21 protein-coding genes, 1 pseudogene and 1 riboswitch are annotated in these 26,296 nt (G+C 42.6%); of the genes and pseudogenes, 16 read left to right on the top strand and 6 right to left on the bottom strand.

Annotated elements, in window-relative coordinates; all coding sequences use genetic code 11:
- Positions 1-31 precede the first annotated feature (31 nt).
- Positions 32-952 (top strand): vitamin K epoxide reductase family protein, encoded by a 921-nt coding sequence (locus QUB33_RS05735; protein WP_333151747.1) that lies wholly within the window; start codon positions 32-34, stop codon positions 950-952.
- A 69-nt stretch (positions 953-1,021) separates the two neighbouring features.
- Here the strand turns inward: QUB33_RS05735 and QUB33_RS05730 are convergent, their stop codons facing one another.
- The gene (locus QUB33_RS05730; protein WP_333151745.1) at positions 1,022-2,212 is read right to left on the bottom strand and encodes a hypothetical protein; all 1,191 of its coding nucleotides are present in this window, start codon (positions 2,210-2,212) and stop codon (positions 1,022-1,024) included.
- 145 nt (positions 2,213-2,357) lie between these two features.
- Complete coding sequence (locus tag QUB33_RS05725) at positions 2,358-2,555, bottom strand: CbtB-domain containing protein (protein ID WP_333151742.1); 198 nt, start codon at positions 2,553-2,555, stop codon at positions 2,358-2,360.
- Between the two features lie 18 nt (positions 2,556-2,573).
- Positions 2,574-2,716, bottom strand: a riboswitch (cobalamin riboswitch).
- 168 nt (positions 2,717-2,884) lie between these two features.
- Here QUB33_RS05725 and QUB33_RS05720 point away from each other — a divergent pair.
- The 8 genes and pseudogenes from QUB33_RS05720 to QUB33_RS05685 all read left to right on the top strand — a co-directional run bounded on the left by QUB33_RS05720 (position 2,885) and on the right by QUB33_RS05685 (position 11,605).
- On the top strand, positions 2,885-4,189 hold the full coding sequence (locus tag QUB33_RS05720) for an Nramp family divalent metal transporter (protein WP_333151740.1): 1,305 nt from the start codon (positions 2,885-2,887) through the stop codon (positions 4,187-4,189).
- Between the two features lie 9 nt (positions 4,190-4,198).
- A pseudogene (locus QUB33_RS05715) lies at positions 4,199-4,903 on the top strand (transposase); the annotation flags it as partial.
- 451 nt (positions 4,904-5,354) lie between these two features.
- On the top strand, positions 5,355-5,555 hold the full coding sequence (locus QUB33_RS05710) for a heavy-metal-associated domain-containing protein (RefSeq protein ID WP_333151738.1): 201 nt from the start codon (positions 5,355-5,357) through the stop codon (positions 5,553-5,555).
- A 45-nt stretch (positions 5,556-5,600) separates the two neighbouring features.
- On the top strand, positions 5,601-7,859 hold the full coding sequence (locus tag QUB33_RS05705) for a heavy metal translocating P-type ATPase (RefSeq protein WP_333151737.1): 2,259 nt from the start codon (positions 5,601-5,603) through the stop codon (positions 7,857-7,859).
- 259 nt (positions 7,860-8,118) lie between these two features.
- Positions 8,119-9,096: a cupredoxin domain-containing protein gene (locus QUB33_RS05700; RefSeq protein WP_333151735.1), complete on the top strand. Its 978-nt coding sequence runs from the start codon at positions 8,119-8,121 to the stop codon at positions 9,094-9,096.
- Positions 9,097-9,274: 178 nt separating this feature from the next.
- Positions 9,275-9,688 (top strand): heavy metal-responsive transcriptional regulator, encoded by a 414-nt coding sequence (locus tag QUB33_RS05695; RefSeq protein ID WP_333151733.1) that lies wholly within the window; start codon positions 9,275-9,277, stop codon positions 9,686-9,688.
- Between the two features lie 549 nt (positions 9,689-10,237).
- Entirely contained in the window at positions 10,238-10,432 is a 195-nt protein-coding gene (locus QUB33_RS05690) for a heavy-metal-associated domain-containing protein (protein ID WP_015211780.1), read from the top strand.
- Between the two features lie 198 nt (positions 10,433-10,630).
- Positions 10,631-11,605 (top strand): hypothetical protein, encoded by a 975-nt coding sequence (locus tag QUB33_RS05685; protein WP_333348446.1) that lies wholly within the window; start codon positions 10,631-10,633, stop codon positions 11,603-11,605.
- Between the two features lie 242 nt (positions 11,606-11,847).
- Here the strand turns inward: QUB33_RS05685 and QUB33_RS05680 are convergent, their stop codons facing one another.
- The 4 genes from QUB33_RS05680 to QUB33_RS05665 all read right to left on the bottom strand — a co-directional run bounded on the left by QUB33_RS05680 (position 11,848) and on the right by QUB33_RS05665 (position 18,960).
- Positions 11,848-15,081 (bottom strand): DEAD/DEAH box helicase family protein, encoded by a 3,234-nt coding sequence (locus tag QUB33_RS05680; protein WP_333348443.1) that lies wholly within the window; start codon positions 15,079-15,081, stop codon positions 11,848-11,850.
- A gap of 3 nt (positions 15,082-15,084) precedes the next feature.
- Positions 15,085-16,455, bottom strand: a complete 1,371-nt coding sequence (locus QUB33_RS05675; protein WP_333348441.1) for a restriction endonuclease subunit S — start codon at positions 16,453-16,455, stop codon at positions 15,085-15,087.
- The gene (locus QUB33_RS05670; RefSeq protein WP_333348438.1) at positions 16,452-18,503 is read right to left on the bottom strand and encodes an N-6 DNA methylase; all 2,052 of its coding nucleotides are present in this window, start codon (positions 18,501-18,503) and stop codon (positions 16,452-16,454) included. The genes QUB33_RS05675 and QUB33_RS05670 overlap by 4 nt, the downstream gene beginning before the upstream one ends.
- Positions 18,504-18,702: 199 nt before the next feature.
- Positions 18,703-18,960, bottom strand: a complete 258-nt coding sequence (locus QUB33_RS05665) for a type II toxin-antitoxin system ParD family antitoxin (protein WP_333348436.1) — start codon at positions 18,958-18,960, stop codon at positions 18,703-18,705.
- A 636-nt stretch (positions 18,961-19,596) separates the two neighbouring features.
- On the opposite strand from QUB33_RS05665, the gene QUB33_RS05660 reads away from it, so the two are divergent.
- From QUB33_RS05660 to QUB33_RS05630, 7 genes are all read left to right on the top strand, one after another.
- The gene (locus QUB33_RS05660; protein ID WP_333348433.1) at positions 19,597-20,529 is read left to right on the top strand and encodes a GIY-YIG nuclease family protein; all 933 of its coding nucleotides are present in this window, start codon (positions 19,597-19,599) and stop codon (positions 20,527-20,529) included.
- A complete protein-coding gene (locus QUB33_RS05655) occupies positions 20,526-20,999 on the top strand; it encodes a GNAT family N-acetyltransferase (protein WP_333348430.1) in 474 nt (157 codons plus the stop codon). The genes QUB33_RS05660 and QUB33_RS05655 overlap by 4 nt, the downstream gene beginning before the upstream one ends.
- Before the next feature lie 384 nt (positions 21,000-21,383).
- The gene (locus tag QUB33_RS05650; protein ID WP_333348427.1) at positions 21,384-22,247 is read left to right on the top strand and encodes a hypothetical protein; all 864 of its coding nucleotides are present in this window, start codon (positions 21,384-21,386) and stop codon (positions 22,245-22,247) included.
- A gap of 10 nt (positions 22,248-22,257) precedes the next feature.
- Positions 22,258-22,839, top strand: coding sequence for a Pycsar system effector family protein (locus QUB33_RS05645; RefSeq protein WP_333348424.1), 582 nt, complete (start codon positions 22,258-22,260; stop codon positions 22,837-22,839).
- An 84-nt stretch (positions 22,840-22,923) separates the two neighbouring features.
- Positions 22,924-23,706, top strand: coding sequence for an adenylate/guanylate cyclase domain-containing protein (locus QUB33_RS05640; RefSeq protein ID WP_333348420.1), 783 nt, complete (start codon positions 22,924-22,926; stop codon positions 23,704-23,706).
- A 243-nt stretch (positions 23,707-23,949) separates the two neighbouring features.
- Entirely contained in the window at positions 23,950-24,123 is a 174-nt protein-coding gene (locus QUB33_RS05635; protein ID WP_333348417.1) for a hypothetical protein, read from the top strand.
- A 182-nt stretch (positions 24,124-24,305) separates the two neighbouring features.
- Positions 24,306-26,264: an AAA family ATPase gene (locus QUB33_RS05630; RefSeq protein ID WP_333348415.1), complete on the top strand. Its 1,959-nt coding sequence runs from the start codon at positions 24,306-24,308 to the stop codon at positions 26,262-26,264.
- The last annotated feature ends 32 nt before the right edge of the window (positions 26,265-26,296 follow it).

Below are 26,296 nucleotides of genomic sequence, written 5' to 3'. Positions count from 1 at the left end.
TTGGGAAATATCCAGCACAGGAAAAAATATTATGCGTCGTCAACGTTCCATGCCTTGGATTCACCGCTATTCTCGTCCGCTCACGGCAGGAATTGCCTCGATAGGGGCTGCGATCACTGCTTATCTAACAGTGGTTAAGTTATCCAACGGAACGGCAGTTTGTCCGATCGAAGGCTGCGATATCGTGCTTTCGAGTCCTTATGCCTATGTCTTTGGTTTGCCTCTTTCTTTGTTCGGTTTTTTGGGCTATTTGAGCATGATAGTTTTTGCCGTAGCTCCCCTATTGGTCAATCCCGCAGAACAGAAGAGTCTCCGCTCTAAGTTAGAGTCTTGGACGGGACTATTTCTGTTTGCTGGTAGCACAGCTATGACGATTTTCAGCGGCTATCTGATGTATGTACTGGCTGTTGATATTAAAGCAGCTTGTATTTACTGTATTGCATCTGCTTTGTTTGCAACTAGCTTGTTTGTCTTAGCATTAATAGGTCGCGAATGGGATGATATCGGGCAACTATTTTTTATAGGAATTGTGGTGTCTATGTTAGTGCTGATTTCCTCTCTGGCTCTTTATGCCGATGTGAATAATCTCGGTACAGCTAACGAGACTAGCATCAAGACTACGACATCTTCCGGTACTTCAGAAATTGCTTTAGCGCAGCATTTAAAAATAGTGGGTGCTAAAATGTACGGCTCTTTTACCTGCGATCATTGTCAAGCACAGAAAGCAAGTTTCGGCAAAGAAGCGGCGGGCATTATCAATTATATTGAGTGCAATCCTCAAGGGAAAAATGCTCGGCGGGATCTTTGCGAAGCTGCGAAGATTCAAGGGACTCCCACTTGGGAAATTAACGGTAAGTTTTACCAAGGGCAAAAATCTTTGCAGGAGTTAGCGGATTTATCTGGCTATCAGGGAACTCGCGAATTTAAAGAGCTCTCAAATCAGGAACGTTGACAAGAGTGATTTCTGGCGATCGACTTAATCATAGTCGATCGCACTTAAATTAAATTATCCGAAATCCGGTTAAATGCGCCCTACTCTCACCCGCAGCCCAAGCAAACGGCGCTGCAATCCAAATCCGATCGCCATCCCCGCGATTACAATGCCTGTAAAGTAAGCTAAAACAGTCAACCGCACTGAAAGAGGAGGCGCGACTCCCTCAACTTCAATACTTTGTAAAACCTGGAATGGTGAAAACTGACGGGCCCCGTTGGGTTGGGGAGAAACTTCTACCTCTACTTTGTGAGGTGCGCCATCAAAAAACTGCTCTTGCCATATCAGTTTTCCGGCTGCATCCGGGACACCTTTGTAGGCAAAAGCAATCCAATCATTTTCGAGTTGGGTGACTTTAACATTGAACAATACATCTGTGACTGGCTGATTTGTTTTGGTATCGGTGACTTGAACTTGTAAATTAGCAGCTTTCCCTACTGTCGCACTAACATCTCCAGAAAGTCGCACCTGTAAACCCTGAGATTGCACAATGGGGCTAGTTTTTTCTGTCGGTTTAGATTCTGTCATGTGAGACATTGGCATCGACATCTCAGACTGGGCAATTTCAGCACTGACATTAACATATAACAAGGTAGCGATCGCAATTATTATCGCCCCACTTAACAGCAATCGCACTCTTTCAGGCGCTATTTCTCCTGCTTGGATTTTGGGCTTTCCTCCAATCGCCAAGCCGCCACCTAGCCCAACAACCAACAAAATCACAGCTAAAATCCCAAAATTGCGATACTTCACCCCGTTTTCCGGCACGGATAGTGTTAAAGTTTGCTGAATAGGAGTAAAAGCATTTTCTGCGATCGGAGTCACCTTTGCTAACAATTGATAATTTCCCCTAATGGGCAGCATTTGCTGGATTTGTAACTCACCTTTAGCTGCAACAGCCTCTATATCCAGCAACTTTGTTCCCTCCACGATCGGAAAATCGGTGGTAAACCAATGATTTTTAGGCGGAGTTAAAATTGTCAAACTAATTCGAGCATTCTCTAAAGGAATCCCCGCTGCATCTAAAGCTTGCAGCTTTAACGACACTGGAGATAAAGGTGTAGTTGCCTCGGCTTCAAAGGGTAAAATCTGGCTGATTGGGGGTTCAGAAGTCAGTCGCACAGTTGATTGTGGAGACTGCGAAAACCCTACCCAACCATAGAAAAAGATACTCATCATGCAGACAGCACTGATGAGCGCAGAAAACTTTAATTTTGACATTTTAATTCTGGACTTTTAAGGAATCTCGCGCGGGGTGGGGGCGGGTTTATTTAACCTGTCTGCACTCTGAGAAAGCTCGCAGGTTTACCCGCCCCAACAGGTTAAACGAATCGCACTGCAATATCTCAAATAAAAACAATCTTGTTTAGTGACAACTAACCATCAAAGTGTGGTGGCGCAGAGAGTGTACCTTGTTATGGACGGCGGGATAAGTTGTAAAGTAAACAGTCCAGACAGTCAAAGCGCATAGGGAGATGTAGAGCGTCGCTTGCACGGGTGTTGAAAGCGTCAACCGTGCCGTTTGTTGCCAAACCGAAGAAGAAGAAGATTGAGTAGTCATCATGTACCTCGCAGATGAATAAAGTAAATTTGGGCATCGGCGGGCATCCTGACTTGGAGAACTTGTCTCCTTCACAGTTGCGGGACAGTGCCGGACTTACACCGAACTTTCCCCGTTACCTCTGGTGGCTGTTCCTCACCAGAACCGATTTGATATTCAGAGCATATCACACATTCTGTTGCTGCATTCACATTACCTGGAGTGTTAGATAAAAAATACACAACTTCATATTTCTTGCAACTTTGGCGGATTTTGAGCAATACGACTGATGAAATTTAACAGAATTTGTGAGATTATGAAAATAATATGAAAATTATTTAACAATAAAACCAATGACTCACCCCGAAAACAGACCCAGCCTTCCTGAAGTCCACCGCAGCGTCCCCGTTCCCAACAGCAAAGGTTTCTGGCGTAAAATGCTGGCCTACGCAGGGCCGGGATATTTGGTTTCAGTGGGTTACATGGACCCCGGAAACTGGGCGACTGACTTAGCGGGGGGAGCCAAGTTTGGCTATGCGCTATTAAGTGTGATTTTGCTATCTAATTTGATGGCAATTTTGCTGCAATCACTCTGCGTGCGTTTGGGAGTGGCAACGGGACGAGATTTGGCACAAGCTTGTCGAGATTATTTCAGTCCGCGAGTCAGTTTTTTGCTGTGGATACTTTGTGAAATTGCTATTTCTGCTTGCGATTTAGCTGAACTTGTTGGAAGTGCGATCGGACTGCAATTGCTATTTGGTATTCCCTTAGTTTGGGGAGTGTGCATCACTGCGCTAGATGTAATAATGGTATTATTTTTACAAGGAAAAGGCTTTCGTTATATCGAAGCTTTGGTGATTACGATTATTGCAATTATTGGCGGTTGTTTTATTGCAGAAATGATTTTTGCAAAACCTGATGCCGGAGGAGTTTTACTCGGTTATGTTCCCAGCCTAGAGATTTTGCAAAATCAGGCAATGCTTTATATTGCGGTGGGTATTTTGGGGGCAACTGTGATGCCGCACAATCTTTACTTGCATTCGTCGATCGTGCAAACTCGCTCTTGGGAAGAAACTGCTGATAAAAAATGGGAAGCAATTAAATTTGGCACAATTGATTCCACCGTAGCGCTGTCAATAGCTTTGTTTATTAATTCAGCAATTCTGATATTGTCGGCTGCAAGCTTTCATTTTTCCGGGTATCAAGAAGTAGCAGAAATTCAAGATGCTTACAAACTGCTTTCTCCGGTACTGGGTGTGGGTTCTGCTAGTGCAATTTTTGCCTTTGCTTTATTGGCTTCGGGGCAGAACTCAACCTTGACAGCAACTTTAGCAGGACAGATTGTGATGGAAGGGTTTCTAAATTTTCGGCTGCGACCTTGGTTGCGGCGCTTGCTGACTCGACTGATTGCAATTGTGCCGGCTTTGATCGTAATTATCTTGTTTGGTGAAGGCAGTACAACTAATTTACTGGTTTTCAGTCAAGTGATTCTCAGTTTGCAATTACCCTTTGCAGTAATTCCCTTGGTAATGTTTACCTCAAACCGCAACTTAATGGGAGAGTTTGTGAATCCATTTTGGCTGAAAGCCTTAGCTTGGTTAGTGGCTAGTATTATAGTAGGATTAAATAGTTGGCTGTTATTGCAGACTATTTTCTAGTAATCTGCGATTGCGGTAGAGGCAGGAACACATTTAATATTTGATGCCTTAATGTGTCCATATAAAATGGGAGAAAGAGTAAGAGCGTTAAAGTTGTTACGCTCAGTAACGCCAGGAATGCTATTGATGTGGGATAGAGGCTTACATTCTTATGCGATGGTAGAAGCTACAGTCAGTAAAGGTTGTGAGTAGAAGAGTGCGAATTCCATCCAACGTTAAATTCTTAAACCAAACACTATTAGATGATGGTTCATATTTGAGGAAAGATTTATCCATCAGGCAAACTAAGAAAAAAAAGATTTAAGCCCATACAGGTAAGAGTAATTGAGTACACAATTGAGGCTCCCGAACACCCAGTCACACAAATTAGATATCGTTTAATTACGAGCTTGTTGGACGCTGAAAAATTTCCAGCCCAGTCACTTGCTTGTGAATATCATCAACGTTGGGAAGTCGAGAATACTATTGATGAAGTCAAAGTACATTTATTGGGAAGAAAAACTCATATTCGTTCTCAAAGACCGAAAGAAGTGGTACAAGAAATTTATGGTTTACTACTAGGACCGAAGAGCTGTACGGTCATTAATTTTTCAAGCTGCAAGCAGTGCCGGTGTTTCACCATTGCGTCTGTCTTTTACTGGAACATTACGAGTGATTCGTCGTGCTCTGCCAAAATTCCAGCGGTTACAACCACAAGAAATTCTCTTCTTTTGAATTGGTTAACTTTAGAGATACTTGACCAACTTCTACCTGAAATGGTTCATAGAAACAACCCAAGAGTTGTGAAAAAGCCTGTCTCAAAATTTCGCTCTAAACAAGTTAAACACAGAGGTACTGGAATAATAATGAATCCTCCTGTATTTATTGTTTTAAGCACTGCATAGCCCTTAACTGAACCGTATTGGCGCAGAAGGGACAGGTCCACACTTGGCCTTGATTGAAGGGAAGCATGACTCCCTGCGTGCGATCGGCGCCCCAATCTAGGATACACCGACTTTGAAAACACGCCCTAGGGATTCAAGAGACAGCAGATCATGGTGTCCAGGGTGTTGATTTCTCCTTTTTAGAGGTTCTCAAAAATTTCTTTTCATTCCCCCTTGACACTCCAGTGGACTGGATACTGCAAGATAGGATTAACCCCTCAAAGGAAAGGAAAAATACAACCATGACACTACAGCTAAAAGTCCCTAACATGGCGTGTTCAGCTTGTGGCGAAACCATTACCAAAGCCATCAAGACAGTAGATGCCGCCGCAAATGTTCAGGCAGATCCCAAAACCAAACTGGTCAATATCCAAACTCAAGCATCTGAAGCCGCCATTACAGAGGCAATTACAGTGGCAGGTTATCCCGTTACCTGTCACTAAAGATTTCTCAGACCCATTTTAAGGATGAAAATAAGGAGATTTTGTATGGAAAACGCCACTATGAAACTGCGAGGCATGAGTTGTGCCTCTTGTGCAAGTAACATCGAAGAGGCAATCCGCTCAGTTCCGGGAGTTGAGACGTGCAATGTTAATTTTGGAGCTGAACAAGCCAGCGTTACCTATAATCCCAGCCAAACTGATGTAGCAGCGATTCAGGATGCCGTGGATGCGGCTGGATATTCTGCTCTGCCGATGCAAGATGATGTACTTGCCCCAGAAGATGATGCAGAACGGCAGGCGCGGCAAAGTGAAAATCAGGACTTGACCCGCAAGGTGTGGGTTAGCGGTATTATCAGCGCCGTTATCGTGATTGGCTCGCTGCCTGCGATGACGGGATTGCCTATTCCCTTGATTCCCATGTGGCTGCACCATCCCTGGCTACAACTTGTACTCACTACTCCAGTATTGTTTTGGGCGGGTAGGTCTTTCTACATCAATGCCTGGAAAGCCTTGAAGCGTCATACCGCGACAATGGATACGCTAGTAGCGATCGGGACAGGGGCAGCTTACCTCTATTCTCTATTTCCCACCTTCTCTCCCCAGTGGTTTATCAGTCAGGGTCTTAAACCAGATGTGTACTTTGAAGCGGCATCTGTAATTATTGCATTGCTCTTGCTAGGACGACTGTTGGAAAACCGCGCTAAGGGACAAACCTCAGAAGCAATTCGTTCTCTTATGGGTTTGCAGGCAAAAACGGCGCGGGTAATTCGTAATGGACGAGAAGTGGACATTCCCATCGCTGAGGTAGTGTTGGAAGATGTCATTCTAGTTCGTCCGGGTGAAAAGATTCCCGTGGATGGCGAGATTATTGATGGCTCCTCAACGATTGATGAGGCAATGGTGACGGGTGAAAGTGTACCCGTGAAAAAGCAGCCTGGTGATGAAGTGATTGGAGCGACTATTAACAAGACTGGAAGCTTCAAATTCCGAGCCACACGAGTGGGTAAAGATACGTTTTTGGCGCAAATCGTTAAACTGGTGCAGCAAGCGCAAGGCTCCAAGGCACCGATTCAGCGATTAGCCGATCGCGTTACGGGATGGTTTGTCCCTGTTGTGATTGCCATTGCGATCGCTACCTTCATCATTTGGTACAACATCATGGGCAACGTCACAATGGCATTGATTACCACCGTGGGCGTGCTGATTATTGCTTGTCCCTGTGCGCTTGGCTTAGCCACGCCAACCTCGATCATGGTGGGTACAGGTAAAGGGGCAGAAAACGGAATTTTGATTAAAGGTGCAGATAGTTTAGAACTGGCGCACAAACTGCAAACTGTTGTTTTAGACAAAACAGGCACGATTACCCAAGGTAAACCCACTGTAACGGACTTTATAACGGTTAATGGTACCGCCAATGGTAACGAGCTAAAACTTCTGCGCCTCGCTGCATCCGTCGAACGGAATTCAGAACATCCTCTGGCAGAAGCGGTGGTGCAATATGCCCAATCTCAAGGAGTGGAGTTGACGGATTCACGGGAGTTCGAGGCTCACGCAGGCAGTGGTGTGCAAGGGTATGTATCCAATCAATCGGTGCAAATTGGAACTCATCGTTGGATGAACGAATTGGGAATTGATACCAGTAGTTTGCAGCCACCGTGGGATCGATTGGAATATCTCGGTAAGACGGTTATCTGGATTGCCATAAATGGCAAAGTAGAAGGAATTATGGGCATTGCCGATGCCGTAAAACCATCTTCTGTTGTCGCAATTCGCACTTTACAAAAGATGGGATTAGAAGTGGTAATGCTAACAGGTGATAACCGTCGCACGGCAGAAGTCATAGCGCAGGAAGTCGGCATCAAACGAGTTATTGCAGAAGTTCGTCCCGATCAAAAAGTCGCTCAAATCGAAAATCTTCAGGCAGAGGGAAAAATTGTCGCAATGGTGGGGGATGGAATCAATGATGCACCTGCACTTGCTCAAGCTGACGTAGGCATGGCAATTGGCACAGGAACAGATGTCGCGATCGCAGCTAGCGATATCACTCTAATTTCTGGTGACTTACAAGGCATTGTTACTGCCATCCAACTGTCTCGCGCTACGATCCAAAACATCAAACAAAATCTGTTTTTTGCCTTTGTCTACAATGTGGCAGGCATTCCGATCGCCGCCGGAATTCTTTTCCCGATTTTTGGATGGCTCCTCAATCCAATTATTGCCGGGGCAGCAATGGCATTTAGTTCCGTTTCTGTAGTAACAAATGCGTTGCGTCTCCGTAACTTTCGACCCAAAAATGTTGGCTAATTTGATTCGTGCTTAAGAGGGAATAATGATGAACAAGCAACTTACATTTCTAGGAACATTAGCAGGATTTGGATTTCTGCTTGGGGTAATTTCCGGTTCAATTTTTGGAGTGTTAACGTAGCCTATTTTTGCACTCTGATGAATGAAACATCGAACGATAGCGCGGGTTTAGTCAATCACGAAGGAAATTCACTAAATACCTTTGTTCAAAACCCGCTCTTACTCCCATAATCTTGTGTATTTTTTAGGAGGTTTTCAAATGATCGGCAAAACAACAATTATCGGTACTATTGCTAGTCTGGGGGTTGTACTAGGAATGTTATCTGGTGAAGGAATAGCGCAAAATACCCATGAAACACACCAAACTCAAACACAGCAAAAAAGTCAGTTTCAGCGCATTGAACAACCCTTAAGTAACAAGATTTTAGTTACTTTGGCTGGAATCGGGTTAATTAGTTTAGAACTTTGGTGGTTTCTCCTTAGCAAACCCAAATCTCAGAAAGCAGTTACAGCCAGTGGAGGAATTCAAGAAGTAACCGTCACCGTTGATGGTGGCTATGAACCCAGCCGCATTGTTGTGCAAGCTGGACAACCCGTGCGTCTTAACTTTCACCGCCAAGATCCTAGCAGTTGTTTGGAACAAGTCTTAATTCCAGATTTTCATATTGCAGCAGATTTGCATCTGAATCAAGTAACCTCTGTTGAATTCACACCTAAAAAAGCTGGCAGTTATGTCTTTAGCTGTGGCATGAATATGTTTCGAGGCGAAATTATCGCCACCGAAGACCCACAACTTGAATCAACGGGGTTCGAGGAACCTCAAACACTAACAGAATCCCAGTTCAATTCATCCATGTCAACACATCAGCCTGAAACAATAATTGACGCTGAAGCTATGCAAATCAATCCAACTGTTGACCAGGGCATCCAGAAAGTGAGTATCATTGTTAACAAAGGCTACACGCCCAATCATCTGGTAGTTAAAGCAGGTAAACCCGTTCAACTCCACTTTTTACGTGAAACTTCTAGTGCTTGTTTAGCGAAAGTGCTGATTCCCGATTTTGGCATTGCTACCGATTTGTCTTTGAATCAAGTAACAACCATTGAATTCACTCCCGAAGACGTAGGAAACCACACTTTTAGTTGTGGCATGAATATGTTTCGCGGTACCATAGAAGTGCAAGCCGCTAACGTCTCTGACCCAGATGAAATGGCTGCTCAAGCCTTAAATAACTGACCGTCAACCAAGTGCGATCGCTCGAATGGTTTGTCCAAACGCCTACTGCTACCCAAAGTTGCGACATTCAGGCGATCGCCACTCAGGCATTCAAAAAAATTTCTAGCCCCTCTTGACTCTCCATCCCACTGGATAGTTTATCATAAGCTTAGAGTTGGATTCAGTAGAGGAAATGAGTATGTTAGTTCAAGAAAAGCAAAAACTCATTGGTTTAGTTGCGAAGGAAAGCGGCGTACCGATCAAAACCATTCGCTACTATGAGGAACTCGGTTTAATCAAGGCATCAGGCAGAACCGAAGGGAAATATAGATTATTTAATTCTGATATTTTGACTCGGCTAAGGTTTATTAAACGCGCCCAAACTTTGGGATTAACTTTAGCCGAGATTCAAGAATTATTGACGGTTCACGATGGGGGAGAGTTGCCTTGTGAACACATCAAAGTCCAGTTGCAAGATAAACTGCTCGCTATCGATCTACAAATGCAGCAACTACTTATCCTCAAACTAGAGTTGGAAGGATTACTTTCAGGTTCGCCCACCTTACTAGAAAAGGTTGATTCCATCATTTGTCCTCTGATTCAAAAAAAGTAAATTCTTCTATAACTTAATTGTTTCGATCGGTGTGTCAACGGAGGTTAGAGAAGTTGACACACTGGTTTTTTATCAAAAAATAATATCGCTCAAGACAACGGCCCCATACACTGATTAAGGCAAGTTCAACAGTTATGGTCAAGAAAAAATCAGGGTTTATATATTTTCTGCCTGCCTAAATATTAGAGTTGCAACACATTAAAAAAGATGAATTAGCCGGACAAATATTTGACAATGAGCTAGAGCTTGCCTACGTCGTAATTCAGGGAGTAGAAGTTAGATAGAGGAGAAAGAAAAAACTACCGTACCCAACGTTTTAAATTTAAATCCAATCACCACACTAAGCTTTTCGGTACATAAAGATAATTTTTCCTGCCTACCTACTTATATGTCGATTTATTCTGAAAAAATTTGTCAATATTCTTTCGCTACCCCCTTGACTCTCCAGTCGAATGGAGAATTTAAGCTGTTATTAGGTTGAGTAAGTTCACGATTGATTTACTCAACAAAGTTTACCCATTAATCACCATCGATTAGAAATTGAAAACTATGGTACTGCAACTAACTGTTCCTAAACTGGCTTGTTCTGCTTGCGTGAATGCTATCACCAAAGTTATTCAAACGCTTGATTCTACTGCCTCGGTTCAAGCCAATCCAAAAACCAAACTTGTCAGCATAGAAACTCAAGCCTCCGAAACAGCAATCAAAGAAGCAATAGCTGCGGCTGGCTATCCATCCGTGTAAACCTTTTAGTCTTTTTTCCTGCCAGCGGTTAGCTTTGGCTAGCCGCCAATCCTAAATATTCATCTTAACGGTGGAGTTTATCAGTAGTTTAGAGGATTCATTTACAAGAATGCCCTTAACTAGAAACTCCAAACGAGAACAGCAAAGTCTGAACCCCTGATAAATAGACAACCTCAAGTTTACTAACTGGACAAAACAATGAAGCCATTTTTAACTGCAATTGCTATTACTTCAACTCTCATCCTAGTTCAAGGTTGCTTCTCACCCTCAAGCACGAAATCTGGCGAAACATCAACTTCTTCTGGCTCACAAGTGGCAGATACCAGTTCTCACGAGGGTCATGTAATGGATAATTCCAAAACATCAGCAGCTAATAAAAATCCTCATGAGGGTCATAATATGGAGGATTCCAAAACCCATGACGCGGGAGAACAACATCATGATGGTGGTCCTTCGGGATATTCAGAGGCCGAACCTGCGAATGCTATCGCTAAGCTGACAGTTTCCTCCAATATCGCGCCCAAAACTCTCGTACCTTTGGTAATTGAAGTCCAAAACAAAGAGGGAAAGTCTATTGCTGATTTTGATAAATTCCAAGAACAATTAATGCACCTGATTGTCGTTAGCGATAATCTCCAATATTTCAATCATATTCACCCCACCTATAAAGGAAATGGACGCTTTGAAGTTCAAACTGATTTTCCCGGCTCAGGTGGTTACACGCTGTTCAGCGATTACAAACCCGCCGAAAATGCAGAACAAGTTTCTGTCTTAAAAATGCAAGTTCCGGGTCAAGCTTTAGCTCGATCGAAAGTTGACATGGCTACCACCAAAACTTTGGGAAATACTAAGGCTAACCTCACGTTTTCTCAACCTCAAATAAAAGCAGGACAAGGAGTTAACTTAATTTTCAATTTGCAAGATGCTAGTAGCAACCAACCGCTGAAGGATTTACAGCCCTATTTAGGCGAAAGAGGACACTTAGTTATCCTCAAGCAGTCATCACCGTTGACAAAAGCCGACTATATTCATGCTCATGCCTTGAAAGATACTCCAGCAGGAGAGGTTCACTTTATGACCAGTTTCCCCCAACCAGGAAAATATAAGCTTTGGGGGCAGTTCAATCGTAATGGTCAAATTGTCACGGCTGATTTTTGGGTAAACGTGGAATAATTATACTCGCATTTTTTGTTTCTGAAGCAGAGAAACAGATTTTTGTTTCAAATGCTTGATTTCTAAACATTTTGCTATCAGCTAACTACTGGTGGCTGATAGCAAAACTCCTTGGCGATAAATCATGAGTAAACTATGGAATCAATCGTTAGTACGATCGAATTTGCCGATGTTAAGTTTGGGAATTTCGATCGCACTAACGGCATTACTCCATAACAACCTGACTCAGACACTCTTAGTGCTTAAATACTCTGCTCATTAGCATTACGAACCGTCATTTCAAAATCATCGCAAAGCTTATCAATCAGGTCTTCAGTTTCTTTAAAAAAGTTCTCTCCTACTTTTCTGCGATTTAAAGCTTTGTAAGTACGATAAATTTTGCCGAACTCCTCATATCTCTCAGCTTCAGAAACATTTGACTTAATTTTCACAATCAAACGTTTACCGTTGTCAGAATTCCGCACGTATTCAAATAAGTCGCTGATTTTTGATTCAAATTCTTTAATTAGTTCTCCCTTTAAATCTTCTTGCTGGTTACGGGCTTCGATAATTGCTAGAATGTCAAATTGATATACCGTACTACTAGGCTCTTTAGCTTTAGCAACCTTGGTTAGTCTATTATTTTTTGCCTCTGGCTCTTGAGTTTCGACCTCGATAATACCGATTTGATTATCGAAATAAACCTCGATCGCATCTTTTACCTCACTAATACGGTACAATCTATTGTAGAGGGTGTTGAACAGATGCAAAAATTCTAGAAAACTAGGCTCGCTATACTTCTTATCTAAAGCAATCACATACTCAATACGGTTGAGAATGGTGAAATATTGGGCAGTTTTTGTTTTTGTATCAGCGGTATGATTGGGGTTGGCATTGATGTGTTTTTCAATGCTGCTCTCTAAATCAAAATAGTTGGCAGGATTGTTCCGCTTTGCATCATCATTAAAGATTCTCAGGAAGATATTAAAGAATTGTTGGTAAACATCAGACTTTTTTAGCTCAGCGAACAGAATGTCTAAAACTCGTTCATCGCTGAAAGGATCAAAGTCACTAACAACAACATCAGAAAAATGCTCAAAGGCGTCTTTGATATTTTGCACATTGACATTGTTATAGGAAAAGTCCACAATTTTACAGTCATTTTTATATTTGGCTGTGCGGTTCACCCGCGAGATCGCTTGGATCGCAGCAATGCCCTTAATTTCTTTATCTAAGAATAAGGTGTGTAATCTTTTTTCATCAAACCCTGTTTGCAACTTGGCTACAACAATAATTAAGCCATTTTTCTTGAGAGCGAAGCTTTCTAAAACTTTTTCTTCTGTGAGTCCATCATTTAGCCCGGTTGCACTTTGTTCATCTTGGCTGCTGGAGTAAACAATATGAATGGGAGCATCGGCATATTTGGCATATTTCTGCTCTTTAATTAGTTCGTTAAAATTTTGTGTTACAGCTTGTTTGTAAGCGATCGCCGCTTTGATCGAATATACTGCTAACATCGCTTTCCCTGTGCCTCGGATTTGCCGATAGACATCTTTCACCAGCAAATCGGCAACATATTGGGCGATCGCACTAATTCGATCGCGGTTTTCATAAATTTGCTTTTTATCAGCGTCTTTGTAGTTAGGTTCGGTGAAGCCCTCTAGTTCGTTGCGAGGGAGGTCGAATAGCATTTTAGAGGCGACGGGGACAATATTTTTGAGGGAGTTGAGAATAAAGCCATCTTCAATGGCTTCTTTCATGGTGTAGGAGTCGAAGGGAACCCAGAGTTTTTCACTTTCGGCATAGCCACTAAATTCGCCAAAGCGTGCCAGGGTGCGATCGTCGGGGGTAGCAGTAAATCCAATAATCAGGTTTTTCTTAGTGCGGGTTTGGTTGTATTGATCCTCTTTGTCAAAGGGGGTTTGCAGTTGGTCAAAGATATTGACCATTTCTTCGTGTTGCTCGCCGCTGTTGGAGCGGTGGATCTCGTCGATTAGAAAGACGATGCGGAGTTGGGTGAGTTTTTGTAGGGTGTCGGAGTCGAGTATTTCCTCCACAGCTCCGAATTTTTGCAGGTTGACAATTACTAAGCGGGTATCGGACTGAAGCGCTTGTTGGAAGGTTTTTTTGTTGTTGGCCTCAATGTACATTCGGTTGTCAATGTTCATGTTGAGCATTTTCGAGTCGATCTGGCTGCGGAGTTGTAGGCGATCGACCACAATCATTATTTTGTCGTAGACATATTCACCGTCGCGACGTAAATCTTTGAGTTGCAGGGCTGTCCACCCAATGATGTTGGATTTACCAAAGCCAGCGGCATATTGCAGCAGAAGAGAATAAACGTTTTTGTTGTTCTCGTAAGCTTTGCGCTTTTCGATTAGTTCGTGACGTTTGGCGGTGGAGACGTGGGCTAACTGCTGTTCTAGCTGGTGAATAAAGTAGTCGTCTTCGGCTTCATGTTCCAAAAACTCGTCAATTTTAGCCAGAATTTTATCCGTGCCAAATTTTTGTTTGGGGCGAGGCGAAATCAGGTGTCCAATTTCGCTCTTGAGTTCCTTTTTTCCATTGACAACATAAACATCCCGCTCAATGAAATTGTAGTAGAGAATTTCTTTTTCAATGAAGCTTTTGCCATAGTGGGCGGTGAAGAGTTCTTTGAGTTTGCCTTTCTTGTCACCGTCAGGGTTTAGAAGCGGATAGGGTTTGAAAGCTTTGACAACTTTCTTTTCGTACTCTTCGCGATCGAACTTCCCTTCGCGGCAGGTGGTGAGGATGTCGTCAAAATAGTCAGAGAGCGTCCGAATGACGTAGGTTTCGGCTATGTCGGTGGTGGTGATGTGAATGGCTTTTTCAAAAATTTTGAGGAAGTCTTTGCGGTAGCAGTCTTTGTCTTTGTCGCTGATGTCAGCATTTTTATCAAAGGCATCGTGATAGGCTCGCACAGCACCAAAATAGTTTTTGATGACTTTACCCCGTCCATTTTTACGGGCGGTTTGGTTGCTGAGGTTAGATTTTAATTCGCTGTAGCCGAGGTAAATGCCATTGACAAAGAGGCAGATATCTGGACGGAAGGAAAAGATTTGTTCGCCTTGATAGTGGTATTTGTAAGGCAGCTCTTGAACGACAGAGAAAATGTTTTGAGCAAAGAGGCTGCTGTCGTGAATTACGCTGTCGTCGGGGTAAAATAGGTGGAGTTTGATGCCTTGCAGGGTAACGGATTTATTGGCGTTGATAAATAATGCCATGTTGCGGCTGCTGGCGATGCGCTCTTGGATTAGCTCGATTAGATCTGCTAGCAGTTTTTGGGCGTTGCCGCTATATTTTTTGAGCAGTGACTCGTAGGGCTTTTGGTTGAGTTCGGTGGTTGAAATGAAGGCTTGTAAGTCTTCTTCGATAATTAGGGAATTGGTGATAGTGTTGGCTTTAACTTCTTGGTAGCCTAAACTTTCTCGAAAAAAGGGGATGAGGAATTTGTCTTGCAGGTTTAGTTCACTCATAGGTCAGACTACCTTTATTTTGCCTGTGACAACATCGTTAATCAGGGTTTTACGCAGTTCTTTGAGTTTTTCGATTTGGGTGTTGATAATTTGAATAATTTGGTCAATTTTGGCGGTTTTGGTGTCGAGGTAGTCGGCGATCGCTTTTTGTTCGGACAAAGGGGGGGTAAAAATTTTTATACACAGGAAATCCTCTTGTGCAAGGTTTTTCATACTTGGGCTTGAGCCTGTTGCAGAGAAGGAAATGACTTCTTTTAATCGAGTTACTGATAGCAGATAACTCAGCCATTTAGAATTTATTCTGGGATTGCGATGAAAAACAGTTTGCCAGAGGCGATCAGGTAAAAATAGCTTTGGGTAATCTTTATCAACAAATCCACTGGCCCCAACCAATTCAGGTGTATTCATTCTGCTGATGATGATACTACCTTGACGAGGGCTACACTTAGCTCTACTAATTTCTTCAGGCAATATGGTTTTATTTTCAATTGGATTAAAACCGTATTTATTCACGCAACTTGTCTTCAGAATACCATACTCATCAATTTGAGCAGGTAAGTTCTCAGCATTAACACTTACACCAGACTCAAGATTTTCAATTACGTCTTTTAGCCTCTTAATATCCCAATGTTCAGGAACGTCACCCAACCATTTAATCTCGCTATCCTTCATCGGCACAGATTTATCAAGCCCCCGTGTCACAGTTTCATTAATGAGAGACTGCTTGAGATTGCCGTATAGCGCTGCCTTCTGGGTGAGTAGGTCAATTTTGCGATCTATTTGGTCGGTTTTGGTATCGAGGTAGTGGGCGATCGCTTCTTGTTCATCAAAAGGTGGTAAAAATAAAAGGTATTCTAAAGTTTCAGAAACTTTGATACTGGATTGATTTGCAGTGCCCCGAGCAATTAAACTCAAATGCTGCCGGAAAAATTCAGAAATCAAAATGTAATATATAAATTTATTGCTTATTCTCTTAGTTTTAATCCTAATAATCAAAGTGTTTTGATTTAATAAAGACCCTGCCGTTTTTTCATCTATGCGTGCTAATTGTCCAACAGCAGAATCTACAATATTAGGTTGACTACCTACAGTAGCAATAACAATATCATTCTTTTTCAGTAAAACCTTTTTATAGCTTTCAATAGTTGACGAATTAATAAAACTTGTTGGTTCAAGAATGCGATATTGTTTAATGTCAGTTGCTTTTACAACAGGTGTTCCAGAATCAACAAAATCCTCACTCTTGAATGCGTATCCTTTCGTGTATGTAAGGATATCTTTTAGTCGCCTTGCTTCCCAATATTCAGGCACTTCGCTTAACCGCTCAATACCACTATCTTTCATCGACACAGCTTTATTAAGTTCACTTTTCATACCACCAACTCCTTTTCAAGCCTCTTCAATTCATTATCAAGAGTCGCAATTTTGTCTAAGATTGTGGCTACATCTCGTAACTTTTCCGGTTTATAAAACACCTTATTAAAATTAATCTCTACCCCCACCACATTTTCTAAATACTCAAACGGCTTGGTAATATACTTCGCTAGAAACGCCTCGATCTCTGCCCGGTTTTTCGCCTCATCTCGATGAAACTGAATAATCTCATAATCCTTCTGATAATCCGGTGTTAGCTCCACCGTAATTTCTATTCGTTCTACCTGGGTTTTCGTGCTCTTCTTAAACGCCGCCTTCACAACAATCTGGCCACAACCCAACGCCTCCCGTTTACCCAACCCCTCTTTTATCAGCGTTTCTTGGTCAGCATCAAAGCTATACAGCGCCTTTTCCGTCGTCACCATCAACGGCTGCTCTTTGTAGTCCAGCGAACTCACAAACAGCTTAATATCTTGCTCATACGCCTCAACCAACGAGCCAAACCGCTCAGAGTCATACTCCGTAATCATAAATTTCGTTAACGTCCGTTCCCCGTTTTCCAACTTCAGCGGGGACAGCTTCAGACTGGTTTTGCCATCTTTGAGATGACTGGCGAAAGTTCTGCCTTGCTCATCCACATTCGTGAGCCTAATCGCCTGCTTATTGAAATAGAAAAACTCTTTATCAAATACACGTGCATAATCGTTATCCACAAATCGAGCCAGAGTTTCCACAATCTCTAAGCGGCTAGCTGCATCCACCTCTTTCCGCTTCGAGCCCTTGCTCTTTTTCAGGGGCTTAAATTTTTCACTGGCATTAATCAACATCATGCGATGTTGGCGATTGACGGGTTTATTCTTGTTCAGTACCCAGAGATAGGTGTAAATACCAGTGTTAAAAAACTCATCTGTCGGCAACTGGATCACCGCTTCTACAATGTCCGAATCCAGCATCCATTTCCGAATATTGCTTTCTCCCGAACCTGCATCGCCACTAAATAGCGTCGAGCCATTATGAACCACAACTCCCATACCTAGCGCATTCAGCTTGGAGATCAAATGCTGCATAAACAGCAATTGGCCATCTGAAATAGACGGCAGATACTCAAACCGCCCAGTTTTGTCATTCTCAATGTCTTTCTTAAACCCTTTCCAGTCCACCCCATAAGGCGGATTAGCAATCACCACATCAAATTCATCGTTATAAAACTTGTCATCTGTGAGCGTGTTACCATGCTCAATCTTAGAATCTACTCGAAACCGACTTTCAATCTTGGCTAAGGCGTAAAGCGCATCATTCCAGTCTTGCCCAAAGGTTTGGGTGAGTCGCTTCACCTTGGCATTAATCCGGTCTTCCACCCCAAATAGCAAATTACCGCCACCACAGGTGCAGTCATAAATTTTCAACAGGCGATCCGAATCGTCAATCTTAGAGGCGATAATCTCAGCAATCAGCCCAATCACATCATCTGGTGTGAACTGTTCCCCGGCTGTCTCTGCTGAAATGTCTGCCCAACGACGTTTGATGTGTTCTTCTAGTGTCGTAATTGCTGAGTTGTCAAAAGGTTTGAGGTCAATGCCGCTCCATTCCTTCGTATAGCCCAACAGCACCTTTTTCGCTTTGAGCTTGGCAATGATGCCTTTAATATCAAGAAACTTCTCCCCCTCGGAAGCATCTACTCCCAACAAATCTTTCGTCTCCGAGTCAAAGCCGTGTAGGTATGCCTCAAAATCAATATCAAAGGATTTATCGTTCTGGCAAATATCCTTTAAAGTTTGGTTTTTCTCAAAAATATAGCCGTTATAGCCCTGTCCTTTATCCTGAATTAGCTCGATTAAATCTTCTTGAGAAATATCCTCTAACGCTTCTTCACCAATTTCTGCCTTTAGTTGATCAAACATCCTGACCAAACGACTTTCAATCATCACCAGGGCAAAAAACGGCATCATGTATGATGGCCATTCCGACTCTTTAATGCCACAGCCTCGCAGCAGATCTGCCGTTGCCCAGATTTTAGATTCGTATTGGAGAATGTTTTGAGTTATCATGCAGCAGATTTATCTTTTGGGCTCATTTTTGTTGTTAATGGTCAATAAATTTTAGATTTTAGATTGCAGTTTGCCCTTAACGTGTTCTAAAAATTCGTCAGCTTGATCGAGACTGTCCAGAAAGCGATGTATTCCCAAATATCCAACTTTCTCGTATTCGGCGCGTGGGTGTTTCAGGACGATCGAAGATAAACATTCATTACTGAGGTTGTCTCGGCCGACGACGCTGCCGCGCTTTTGCCTTGATTGCTGGCATATCCAGGGGAGTTGCCTCACCGCTAACTAACCCTGCCTGAATGTCTAGTCGCAATTCCTGTAAGCGAGTTTGCTGAAATTGCTCTCGTTCTCTCAGCAGGCGCAACCCTTCACGAATAACTTCGCTGGCCGAATAATATAATCCGCTTGAGACTTTTTCTTGGACATACTGCTCTAGCTCCGGTGTCAAAGACACATTCATGCCTGAGTCCTCCTGTAACTTGCGCTATCTGATTTTCTCATTAATAACAGCGAATAGCAATAGTTGTTATCACTGTACTAAAAAATAGCTCTTGTGTGCCAGCCAGTTGCCGACCCGCCTCAAGAAATCCCTAATATAAGCCAGTAAAAACCTTCAAAACCTAGAGTCAAGCATTTCGGTAACGGCTTGTTGGTCGCAGCCCCCGTTGTTTCGTCTCAAAGCATTACCCCACAGCAGCCGAAGCAAAGCATAATCGTGCTTACCCAACAAATTTGTGCGATCGGGCTGTATGACGGTCAGCGAAGGAACGGGCTAATTTTGTCCAGTCCCGTCTTGAACCAAGTAGCGGATTAGAGCAGGAATTGCCCGCTGTGCCGTTAGCGAGAGAGCAACTGTCACAAGGCCTATCAAACTCGGACTGAAGAAATTCCCGATTGGTGACGAGCAATTTTAGATTTTAGATTTTAGATTTTAGATTTTGGTGGATGCAAGGATTAAAGTCACGCATCAAGAGCATCGAGTGTCGATCGCTTTACTCACGCCCGCCAGAAGTTCTCACCCCTGGATTTGTTACAATTCTCGATCGTGTGGAGCAGGTGCATCTACGAAAACCTGCTTTTAGGAGAACTTTTGACTATGTGGCTTAAATTTGGTGTTGCTCTCAGTGGCGAACTGACGGGCATTGATGAAGCTGTGCGCGGAAAAACTAACCTCGCTTGCCTCTACTGCGGAGGCTCCCTCACAGCGAAAAAGGGTTCCGTGAAAGAACATCACTTCGCGCACACCGGGGAAACTTGCAAGCCCGTTTCGCAGCGGATTAAAACCAAAGCGTTTCCATCGCTTCCCCTCTACGATAACTTCAACGTGCGACTTAAAGGTGAGGAATTAGAGCAATTGAAAGTGCTGTGGAAAGAGTACGGCACACAAAAGCGATCGATTCCCAAAGACTTGGTAAACTTTCGGTGGGAACTCAAAGGATTGGTGGAGTCGTCGGGCGATCGCTCTTATCAGTTTACCGACTTGGGCAAAATCCCCGTCGCCGCTCTTCCCCTGGCGCTGTTCAACCAAGTCCAAGAACCGCTGCTGGTGTCGGAGCTGGCTTCATTGGAAGGTTCTGTAGAGATTGCGGAAGCTGCGGGTTTATCTTGTTTGGAAGAACGACGGGCTGATTTGCTGATTTATCGAGCACAGCTTCGTCGGATTTTGGTGAACGCGCTCTATTTTGTGGAAGTCAAAGCTGACGAAAGCTGCTTCTATAAAATTGGGGTGACAACTCGATCGATCTCCGAACGCATCGCCGAAGTGCAGCGGGATGTGAAAGCGCATTACTCGGATGTGACCGTCAATTTGCTGGGACTGTGGGAACACCGGGGGAATGTGGAACTGTACTTCAAGCATCGGTACAAAGCTTTTAATTACCGTATTGGCAAGCTGACAGAGTATTTTGCGTTTCCGAACGTCAAGGCGGTGCTGAATGATTTGTACGGGATGGAAGCAAAAGTGTTGAGTGATGTTGAGTTGGGTGCGATCGGCGATCGGGATGTCCGAGTTCGATTCAGAACGCGATGAACGCGGATGTTTACCAGGCATTCTATCCCAATCATTGGCGTGTGAGCCAACAAAAAGCTGTGGAGAATGTCTGTGCTGCGGAAGACACGAATGTATGGCTTGCTATTGATGCAGATTCTACTGTGGGCTTTGTAGCCGTGAAACTACACGTTTGGGACAGCATGGGTGAAATCTACATGGTTGCTGTCGATCCAGACTTTCAAGGTCAAGGGATTGGCACCGCTTTGATAGAATTTGCTCTGGGTTGGATGAAAGATGCGGGGATGTCTATTGCTATGGTTGAGACTGGGGGCGATCCTGGCCATGCTCCAGCCCGTCACACCTATGAAAAGGTGGGCTTCGAGCTATTCCCAGTTGCCAGATACTTCAAGAAGCTCGGTAGTGCAGATGTTAAGTCTCAAGGTTTACTTGGTTATAGAGGGGCGATCGCGATCGCCCAATCGAGTCATGTTTGGTTTCACGTTATCTAGTGATTTATAAGCAAGGACGTGACAGGCTCAACCCAACCTACAGCGAGGGGCGATCGAACTCATTCCATTACTCCGCCTTGGCGACTGCTATACAGAGTTAGCCCTCAAGTTATCAGTAGGGCGTAATTGAATACTTGGTACTGATACAAGGTTTCTGCTTTTCTAAATTAATTAGTGCAGCAGTGATTGAGTAAAAGAAATAAAAAGACTGTGAATTAGGTACGAAACACTACGTTTAGCGCATTTGTCCAATAAAGTTCGGTAATCCGCACTAGCTGTAATATTTTATGTTTGGTTACAGTTTAACCATAGTATATTTTTTCTCTATGACGATATAGAGCTTTAGTTTGATTTGTAAGTGACCTTTGAAACAAGCAATTGCCAATGCTTGAGGAATTTATGAGCTTATCCGATGATGTAAAAAATGTTTTCTTTCAAGAAGATTCCACGGTAGAAGGTAAAATGCCACTTTCTATTGAGAAAATAATTGAGAAGGAACTAAACTATTTTAGTCAAATACCATCCATCACCCATCGCAATCAAATTCCAGATACGCCTCAAATACCAATTGAGAACCCTACTACCTGGTTAAAAATTCCAGATGTTATTTGCTGTTTCGTAGATATGGAGGGATCTACAAAACTTAGTGCTAGGTTACATGATAGAACCACTGCAAAAGCTTACAGACTTTTCACAGAAACAGCAATCCGAATCTTCCATGAGTTTGGAGCAGCATATATTGATATTAAGGGAGATGGGGTTTTTAGCCTATTTAATAGAGGTCAACCTTATTCAGCTCTCGCTGCAACTGTTTCATTTAAAACATTTGTTTATGAGCATTTTACACCAAAAGTTGAAAAGCTTACTGATCAGTATATTGGTGGTCACTTTGGAATTGACCAAAAGACTGTTTTAGTTCGCAAATTTGGTTTAAAAAGTTATCAGAGCAGAACAGATAGACAAAATGAGGTTTGGGCTGGAAAACCTGTGAATATGGCAGCGAAATTAGCTAGTCTGTCTACAGCTAATAAGCTTTGGGTTTCAGAGAGATTTTTCTCGAATCTTAAAGACGAAAGAGCTACTTACTCTTGCGGCTGTCCCAATGGCAAGAAAATCGAACTTTGGAAAAAGGAGGATGTTTCAAATGACAGCCGCTTTGATTTTGATACTGCTTATAGTTTAGGTAGTAATTGGTGTGAAAAACATGGTAAATCTTTCTGCTCAAGTTTAGTAACATTAGACAGTTAAGGTAAGCTCTATGGCTGGTTTTATGATAATCACTGACAAACTCCTTTGTATTTTCCAAATAGTTAACGATTGGCTCAAGTTTGCTGAAGCAAAAAATGCAGTTTTATTGGCATTTTGCAGTGCTGCAATTACTGCTATTATCACTTATCTCAGTACAGCCTCAACCATACCGAACCTTTTTCGGTATGGTCTATTAATTTCAATGTTCTTACTGTGTATCAGTTCGCTAATTTGCTCTGTATCTTTTCTTCCCAAGACTGATATAGATCATTTTGTTTGGTCAAGAACAAAATCAGTTAGAAACTCTAAATTTCCACTTAAAGATAGTGATAATTTTTACTTCTTTAATAACCTTAACAAATATGATTCTACTGAGTTATTAGATGCGATGAATCGATTATATTTTGAAGGTAAAGTACAAAAACCTTATAGAAAGGAAGATTTAGATATAGCAAGTCAAATTACTATCAATTCAGAGATAGCATCAACAAAATTTATGTTTTTTAGGATAGCCTTATGGCTGCTAATCTTTTCAATTTTTATTGTTCTTATTTCACTGCTAATCGCTATTTTAGTATATCGAAATGTATAAATCTTAACATAAGCTATTGTTGCTTAGGCGCATAAAGGTCAAAAATTTTGAAGTATTTAATCATTAAACCTGGACGTGTAAAATATGGTTTTTTATCGTTATAACTCTCTGGAAGATTATCTAATATCTAGTCCTCTTACAGTGGATGGTCTACTCGACGATGGATTTGGTGCCACTTTCGCTGTAAAAGGCAGGGAAATAGAAGCTACCATCCTATATTCTGATATCTCCTATTTTTCAGCAAGAACCTTAGAGCTATCTTCAACAGAAATACTAATTTTTGTCAATAACTTTTTTGCTTGGATTACGGCTGAAGCTCTTCAAGACACTCATGGAATTGTTGACAAGTATATAGGCGATGAGATCATGATTGTTTTTTCTAAAGAATTTGGTTCTAATGACCCCTTTGAAGAGGCAATAAATGCAGCTAGATGGATGAGCGAACATGATGCACTTGATTTCTGTCCTCATATAGGAATTGCTAGTGGACTTGTCACCGTTGGATATGTAGGTACACCTCTCAAATACAGTTGCTCTGTATTTGGAACTCCTGTCACTTTTGCCAATCGATGCACAGCGGTGATACCTGAAACTGAGGAAATGTTTTCTAGTAGTATTGTATTCCCAGCTAGTGAATGGGAAAACAGAAATTTTGAAGAGGTTTTTCCACCTGAAAAATATACTACTACATCTCATTGTTGGAAGCTGTTAGAGCCTAGAACAATGAATTTAAAAAACATTGGAGATTTAGAGGTTCAAGAGCTTGTCAATCGTTATATCCGTTCCCCTATAATACCAATGGAAGAACGTGCAAAAATATCATTAGAGCTACTACTTCAAGAAGGTTTTTATCGACCATTATCATAAGTTTTTGAGGCTAAATTTGATACGACCCATGCTTGGAAAGTAAAGTGTACCCCTAGATTATAGTTTGAAATTTGATGCAAGCGATCGCATTCTATCCTTCAACTTAATCCTGTAGAGAGGAAAGTTTTAGAACTCCCTGGTAAAAGACGATTAAATCGTCCGCCAATTTGAAGCATCTTTTTTTTACTTTTTAGATGCGAAATGCCTGAAACTTAGGCTGCAAACAATCAGAGGGGATTTGTTGTGAGATCTCGAATGCTGGAATTATGGTTCCGCGAGCGGTCGATCGTTCTGTGCTTCCCGAGCATCGCCCTTGTCGTTTCATTCTTGCTGTTAATCTCTTCGGTAGTAGTTGCTATTAGCTTCGGCTGTTTGATATTGCTGAATGTAGCGATCGAACTTTTTGCGAGGCGGTAGCTGGTGGGGATAAAGCACACCTTGCCAAGGGTCGTAATTCTAACCTGAAGTACCGATGTGAACAATCATCGCTTTTTTACTCCAACCAGACTGTGTTTGTGTTTGGATTAAAATGTAGTCGGCCCGCCTCGCTACCGCACAGGCTCGGAGCGCTCAAGTATCGTTTCCTCAAAAACACAGTTATGTACATCTCCCGTTTCCAGTTACTTAATTACAAATCCTTCCAGGATTCTGGGGTATTAGAATTCCAACCTGGCATCAACATTATTGTGGGAGCCAACAATTCAGGAAAAACAGCGCTGCTGGAAGCTTTGAGCCTGAGCTTTGAGACAAGCCCGCACCGCACTATCGAAACTTTCCCGCAACCCAATTCAACGCCGAACCGAGAATCTACCGCTAAATTAACTTTAATCTTCACAAAAGCAGAAATTCATCGCCTCTTCGATGATTTATCAGCAGACTGCTATGTAGAATTATCTTCTGCTCGCGATTCGTTCTTACCCCCATCCGAAGTGCTTGTTTTATTCCAAAATTGGATGGACAATCCCAATGATGTAGAGTTAAGTGTTTCAAAATTAACAGCTAATTCAGTAAACCGGGATAACATTTCAATCAAAGATTTAGATCCGGCTATTGAATTAACATACTACCAACCAAGTAAAATCTGGTCGGGATTTTCAAGGAACCGAAACAGAAATCTTATTAAAAAAGACGAAAGCGGTCGTTTTACATTTTACCAAGAAACTAATGAAATAGACTCTAACTATACAAGTGAAGATTTTTTCGTAACACTTTTTCACGTATTCAGAAACTGCGTTTCCCAACTTCAAGCCCAGCGGTTCATTGGAAAATGCTCTGTGGGAAACAATGAAGAGCTTAATCCAAGGGCTTCAAACCTAGCCGAAGTTATTCATTTATTAGAGTCGCGAGGTAAAGAAGAGCTGTACGAGCGTTTCAATAACTATGTTTCTACCATGTTTCCTCAGTTCGCGTCAGTTTCAACTCAAATTCTATCGAAGCAGCACTCTCGGGAACCCAACCCTGTTGAAATATTGCTTTGGCCCGCGAAAGCCGCCGAAAGCAAGAGAAAGGATTTGGCATTTTCCTTGTCAGACTGCGGGACTGGCACCGGTCAAGTGCTGGCGATTCTTTACGCGATACTGGCTTCCCCAGAATCCAGACCGATTATTATTGACGAACCCCAATCTTATTTGCATCCAGGCGCTGCCAAGAAGCTGATACAAATCCTCAAAGAGTTTCCGCAGCACCAATATTTTATTGCCACTCATTCGGCCCAGATTATTGCTGCTGCCAATCCCTCAACTATCGTGAAGCTTCGATATGAGGATGGCCAAACCCAAGCATCAACGATGAATGCGCGAGATATTAGGGAACAGCGCTCTCTTCTAGCTGAACTGGGGGTGAGTTTGTCTGATGTTTTCGGTGCCGATAGCATTCTGTGGGTGGAAGGGCCGACCGAGGAACTGTGCTTCCCGCTCGTATTGTCCGAGCTAGCTCCCGAACTTTTGACAGGAACTAAAATTGTCAGCATCAAAAACACGGGGGATTTATTGGGAAAGAAAGCTCACTTTGTTGATGTTATGTTTGACCTATACCAACGGCTCAGCGGTGGGAATAATTTGTACCCTCCTGCTGTTGGATTTGTGTTTGACCGGGAAAATAGAACTAAACAGGATCGCGCGGATTTGCAGAAAAGAAGCTCGGAAGCAGTTCATTTTCTCGAAAGGTGTATGTATGAAAATTACCTGCTGCATCCCGATGCTATAGCAGCCGTTCTCAATCAAGACGATGCGGGACGAGAACACGATCTTACCAGCGAAGCTGTTCGAGAAAGGCTGGAAAGCAATAAAGATAAGTTGAAGGAGAAGAAGGATTGTTTCTCTAAAGATGCTACTCCAGAGGAGCTATCAAATCCCCAATACGTTGACAAAAATATTAACGCAGCCAAACTGCTCGATGTGCTGTTTGCCGAGCTATCGTTCGTGCGGGTCAAGTTTAGGAAAACCAAACACTCAATCATGCTTACAGAATGGTTGCTTGAAAATAACCCCGATAGCTTTGCTGAATTAGTCGAGTTTTTGCGAGGTATCCTTGATGCGGGTAACGCAACGGTGTCTTGACGCGAGTGCGATCGCTCCCAACACCCCCATTT

Source organism: Microcoleus sp. B3-A4 (assembly GCF_036705385.1).
In the GTDB taxonomy this organism is placed as follows: Bacteria; Cyanobacteriota; Cyanobacteriia; order Cyanobacteriales; family Microcoleaceae; genus Microcoleus.
Note: the sequence above shows the minus strand (reverse complement) of the source record. Positions and strands in the feature narration are given on the sequence as shown.

Excerpts from the sequence above, each read along its gene's own strand:
- QUB33_RS05640 (WP_333348420.1), top strand. The coding sequence starts at position 22,924 with ATGGTTTTTTATCGTTATAACTCTCTGGAAGATTATCTAATATCTAGT.
- QUB33_RS05650 (WP_333348427.1), top strand. The coding sequence starts at position 21,384 with ATGCTTGAGGAATTTATGAGCTTATCCGATGATGTAAAAAATGTTTTC.
- QUB33_RS05725 (WP_333151742.1), bottom strand. The coding sequence starts at position 2,555 with ATGATGACTACTCAATCTTCTTCTTCTTCGGTTTGGCAACAAACGGCA.
- QUB33_RS05735 (WP_333151747.1), top strand. The coding sequence starts at position 32 with ATGCGTCGTCAACGTTCCATGCCTTGGATTCACCGCTATTCTCGTCCG.
- QUB33_RS05705 (WP_333151737.1), top strand. The coding sequence starts at position 5,601 with ATGGAAAACGCCACTATGAAACTGCGAGGCATGAGTTGTGCCTCTTGT.
- QUB33_RS05700 (WP_333151735.1), top strand. The coding sequence starts at position 8,119 with ATGATCGGCAAAACAACAATTATCGGTACTATTGCTAGTCTGGGGGTT.
- QUB33_RS05670 (WP_333348438.1), bottom strand. The coding sequence starts at position 18,503 with ATGATAACTCAAAACATTCTCCAATACGAATCTAAAATCTGGGCAACG.
- QUB33_RS05730 (WP_333151745.1), bottom strand. The coding sequence starts at position 2,212 with ATGTCAAAATTAAAGTTTTCTGCGCTCATCAGTGCTGTCTGCATGATG.
- QUB33_RS05660 (WP_333348433.1), top strand. The coding sequence starts at position 19,597 with ATGTGGCTTAAATTTGGTGTTGCTCTCAGTGGCGAACTGACGGGCATT.
- QUB33_RS05665 (WP_333348436.1), bottom strand. The coding sequence starts at position 18,960 with ATGAATGTGTCTTTGACACCGGAGCTAGAGCAGTATGTCCAAGAAAAA.
- QUB33_RS05695 (WP_333151733.1), top strand. The coding sequence starts at position 9,275 with ATGTTAGTTCAAGAAAAGCAAAAACTCATTGGTTTAGTTGCGAAGGAA.
- QUB33_RS05645 (WP_333348424.1), top strand. The coding sequence starts at position 22,258 with ATGGCTGGTTTTATGATAATCACTGACAAACTCCTTTGTATTTTCCAA.
- QUB33_RS05690 (WP_015211780.1), top strand. The coding sequence starts at position 10,238 with ATGGTACTGCAACTAACTGTTCCTAAACTGGCTTGTTCTGCTTGCGTG.
- QUB33_RS05685 (WP_333348446.1), top strand. The coding sequence starts at position 10,631 with ATGAAGCCATTTTTAACTGCAATTGCTATTACTTCAACTCTCATCCTA.
- QUB33_RS05680 (WP_333348443.1), bottom strand. The coding sequence starts at position 15,081 with ATGAGTGAACTAAACCTGCAAGACAAATTCCTCATCCCCTTTTTTCGA.
- QUB33_RS05655 (WP_333348430.1), top strand. The coding sequence starts at position 20,526 with ATGAACGCGGATGTTTACCAGGCATTCTATCCCAATCATTGGCGTGTG.
- QUB33_RS05720 (WP_333151740.1), top strand. The coding sequence starts at position 2,885 with ATGACTCACCCCGAAAACAGACCCAGCCTTCCTGAAGTCCACCGCAGC.
- QUB33_RS05710 (WP_333151738.1), top strand. The coding sequence starts at position 5,355 with ATGACACTACAGCTAAAAGTCCCTAACATGGCGTGTTCAGCTTGTGGC.
- QUB33_RS05675 (WP_333348441.1), bottom strand. The coding sequence starts at position 16,455 with ATGAAAAGTGAACTTAATAAAGCTGTGTCGATGAAAGATAGTGGTATT.
- QUB33_RS05630 (WP_333348415.1), top strand. The coding sequence starts at position 24,306 with ATGTACATCTCCCGTTTCCAGTTACTTAATTACAAATCCTTCCAGGAT.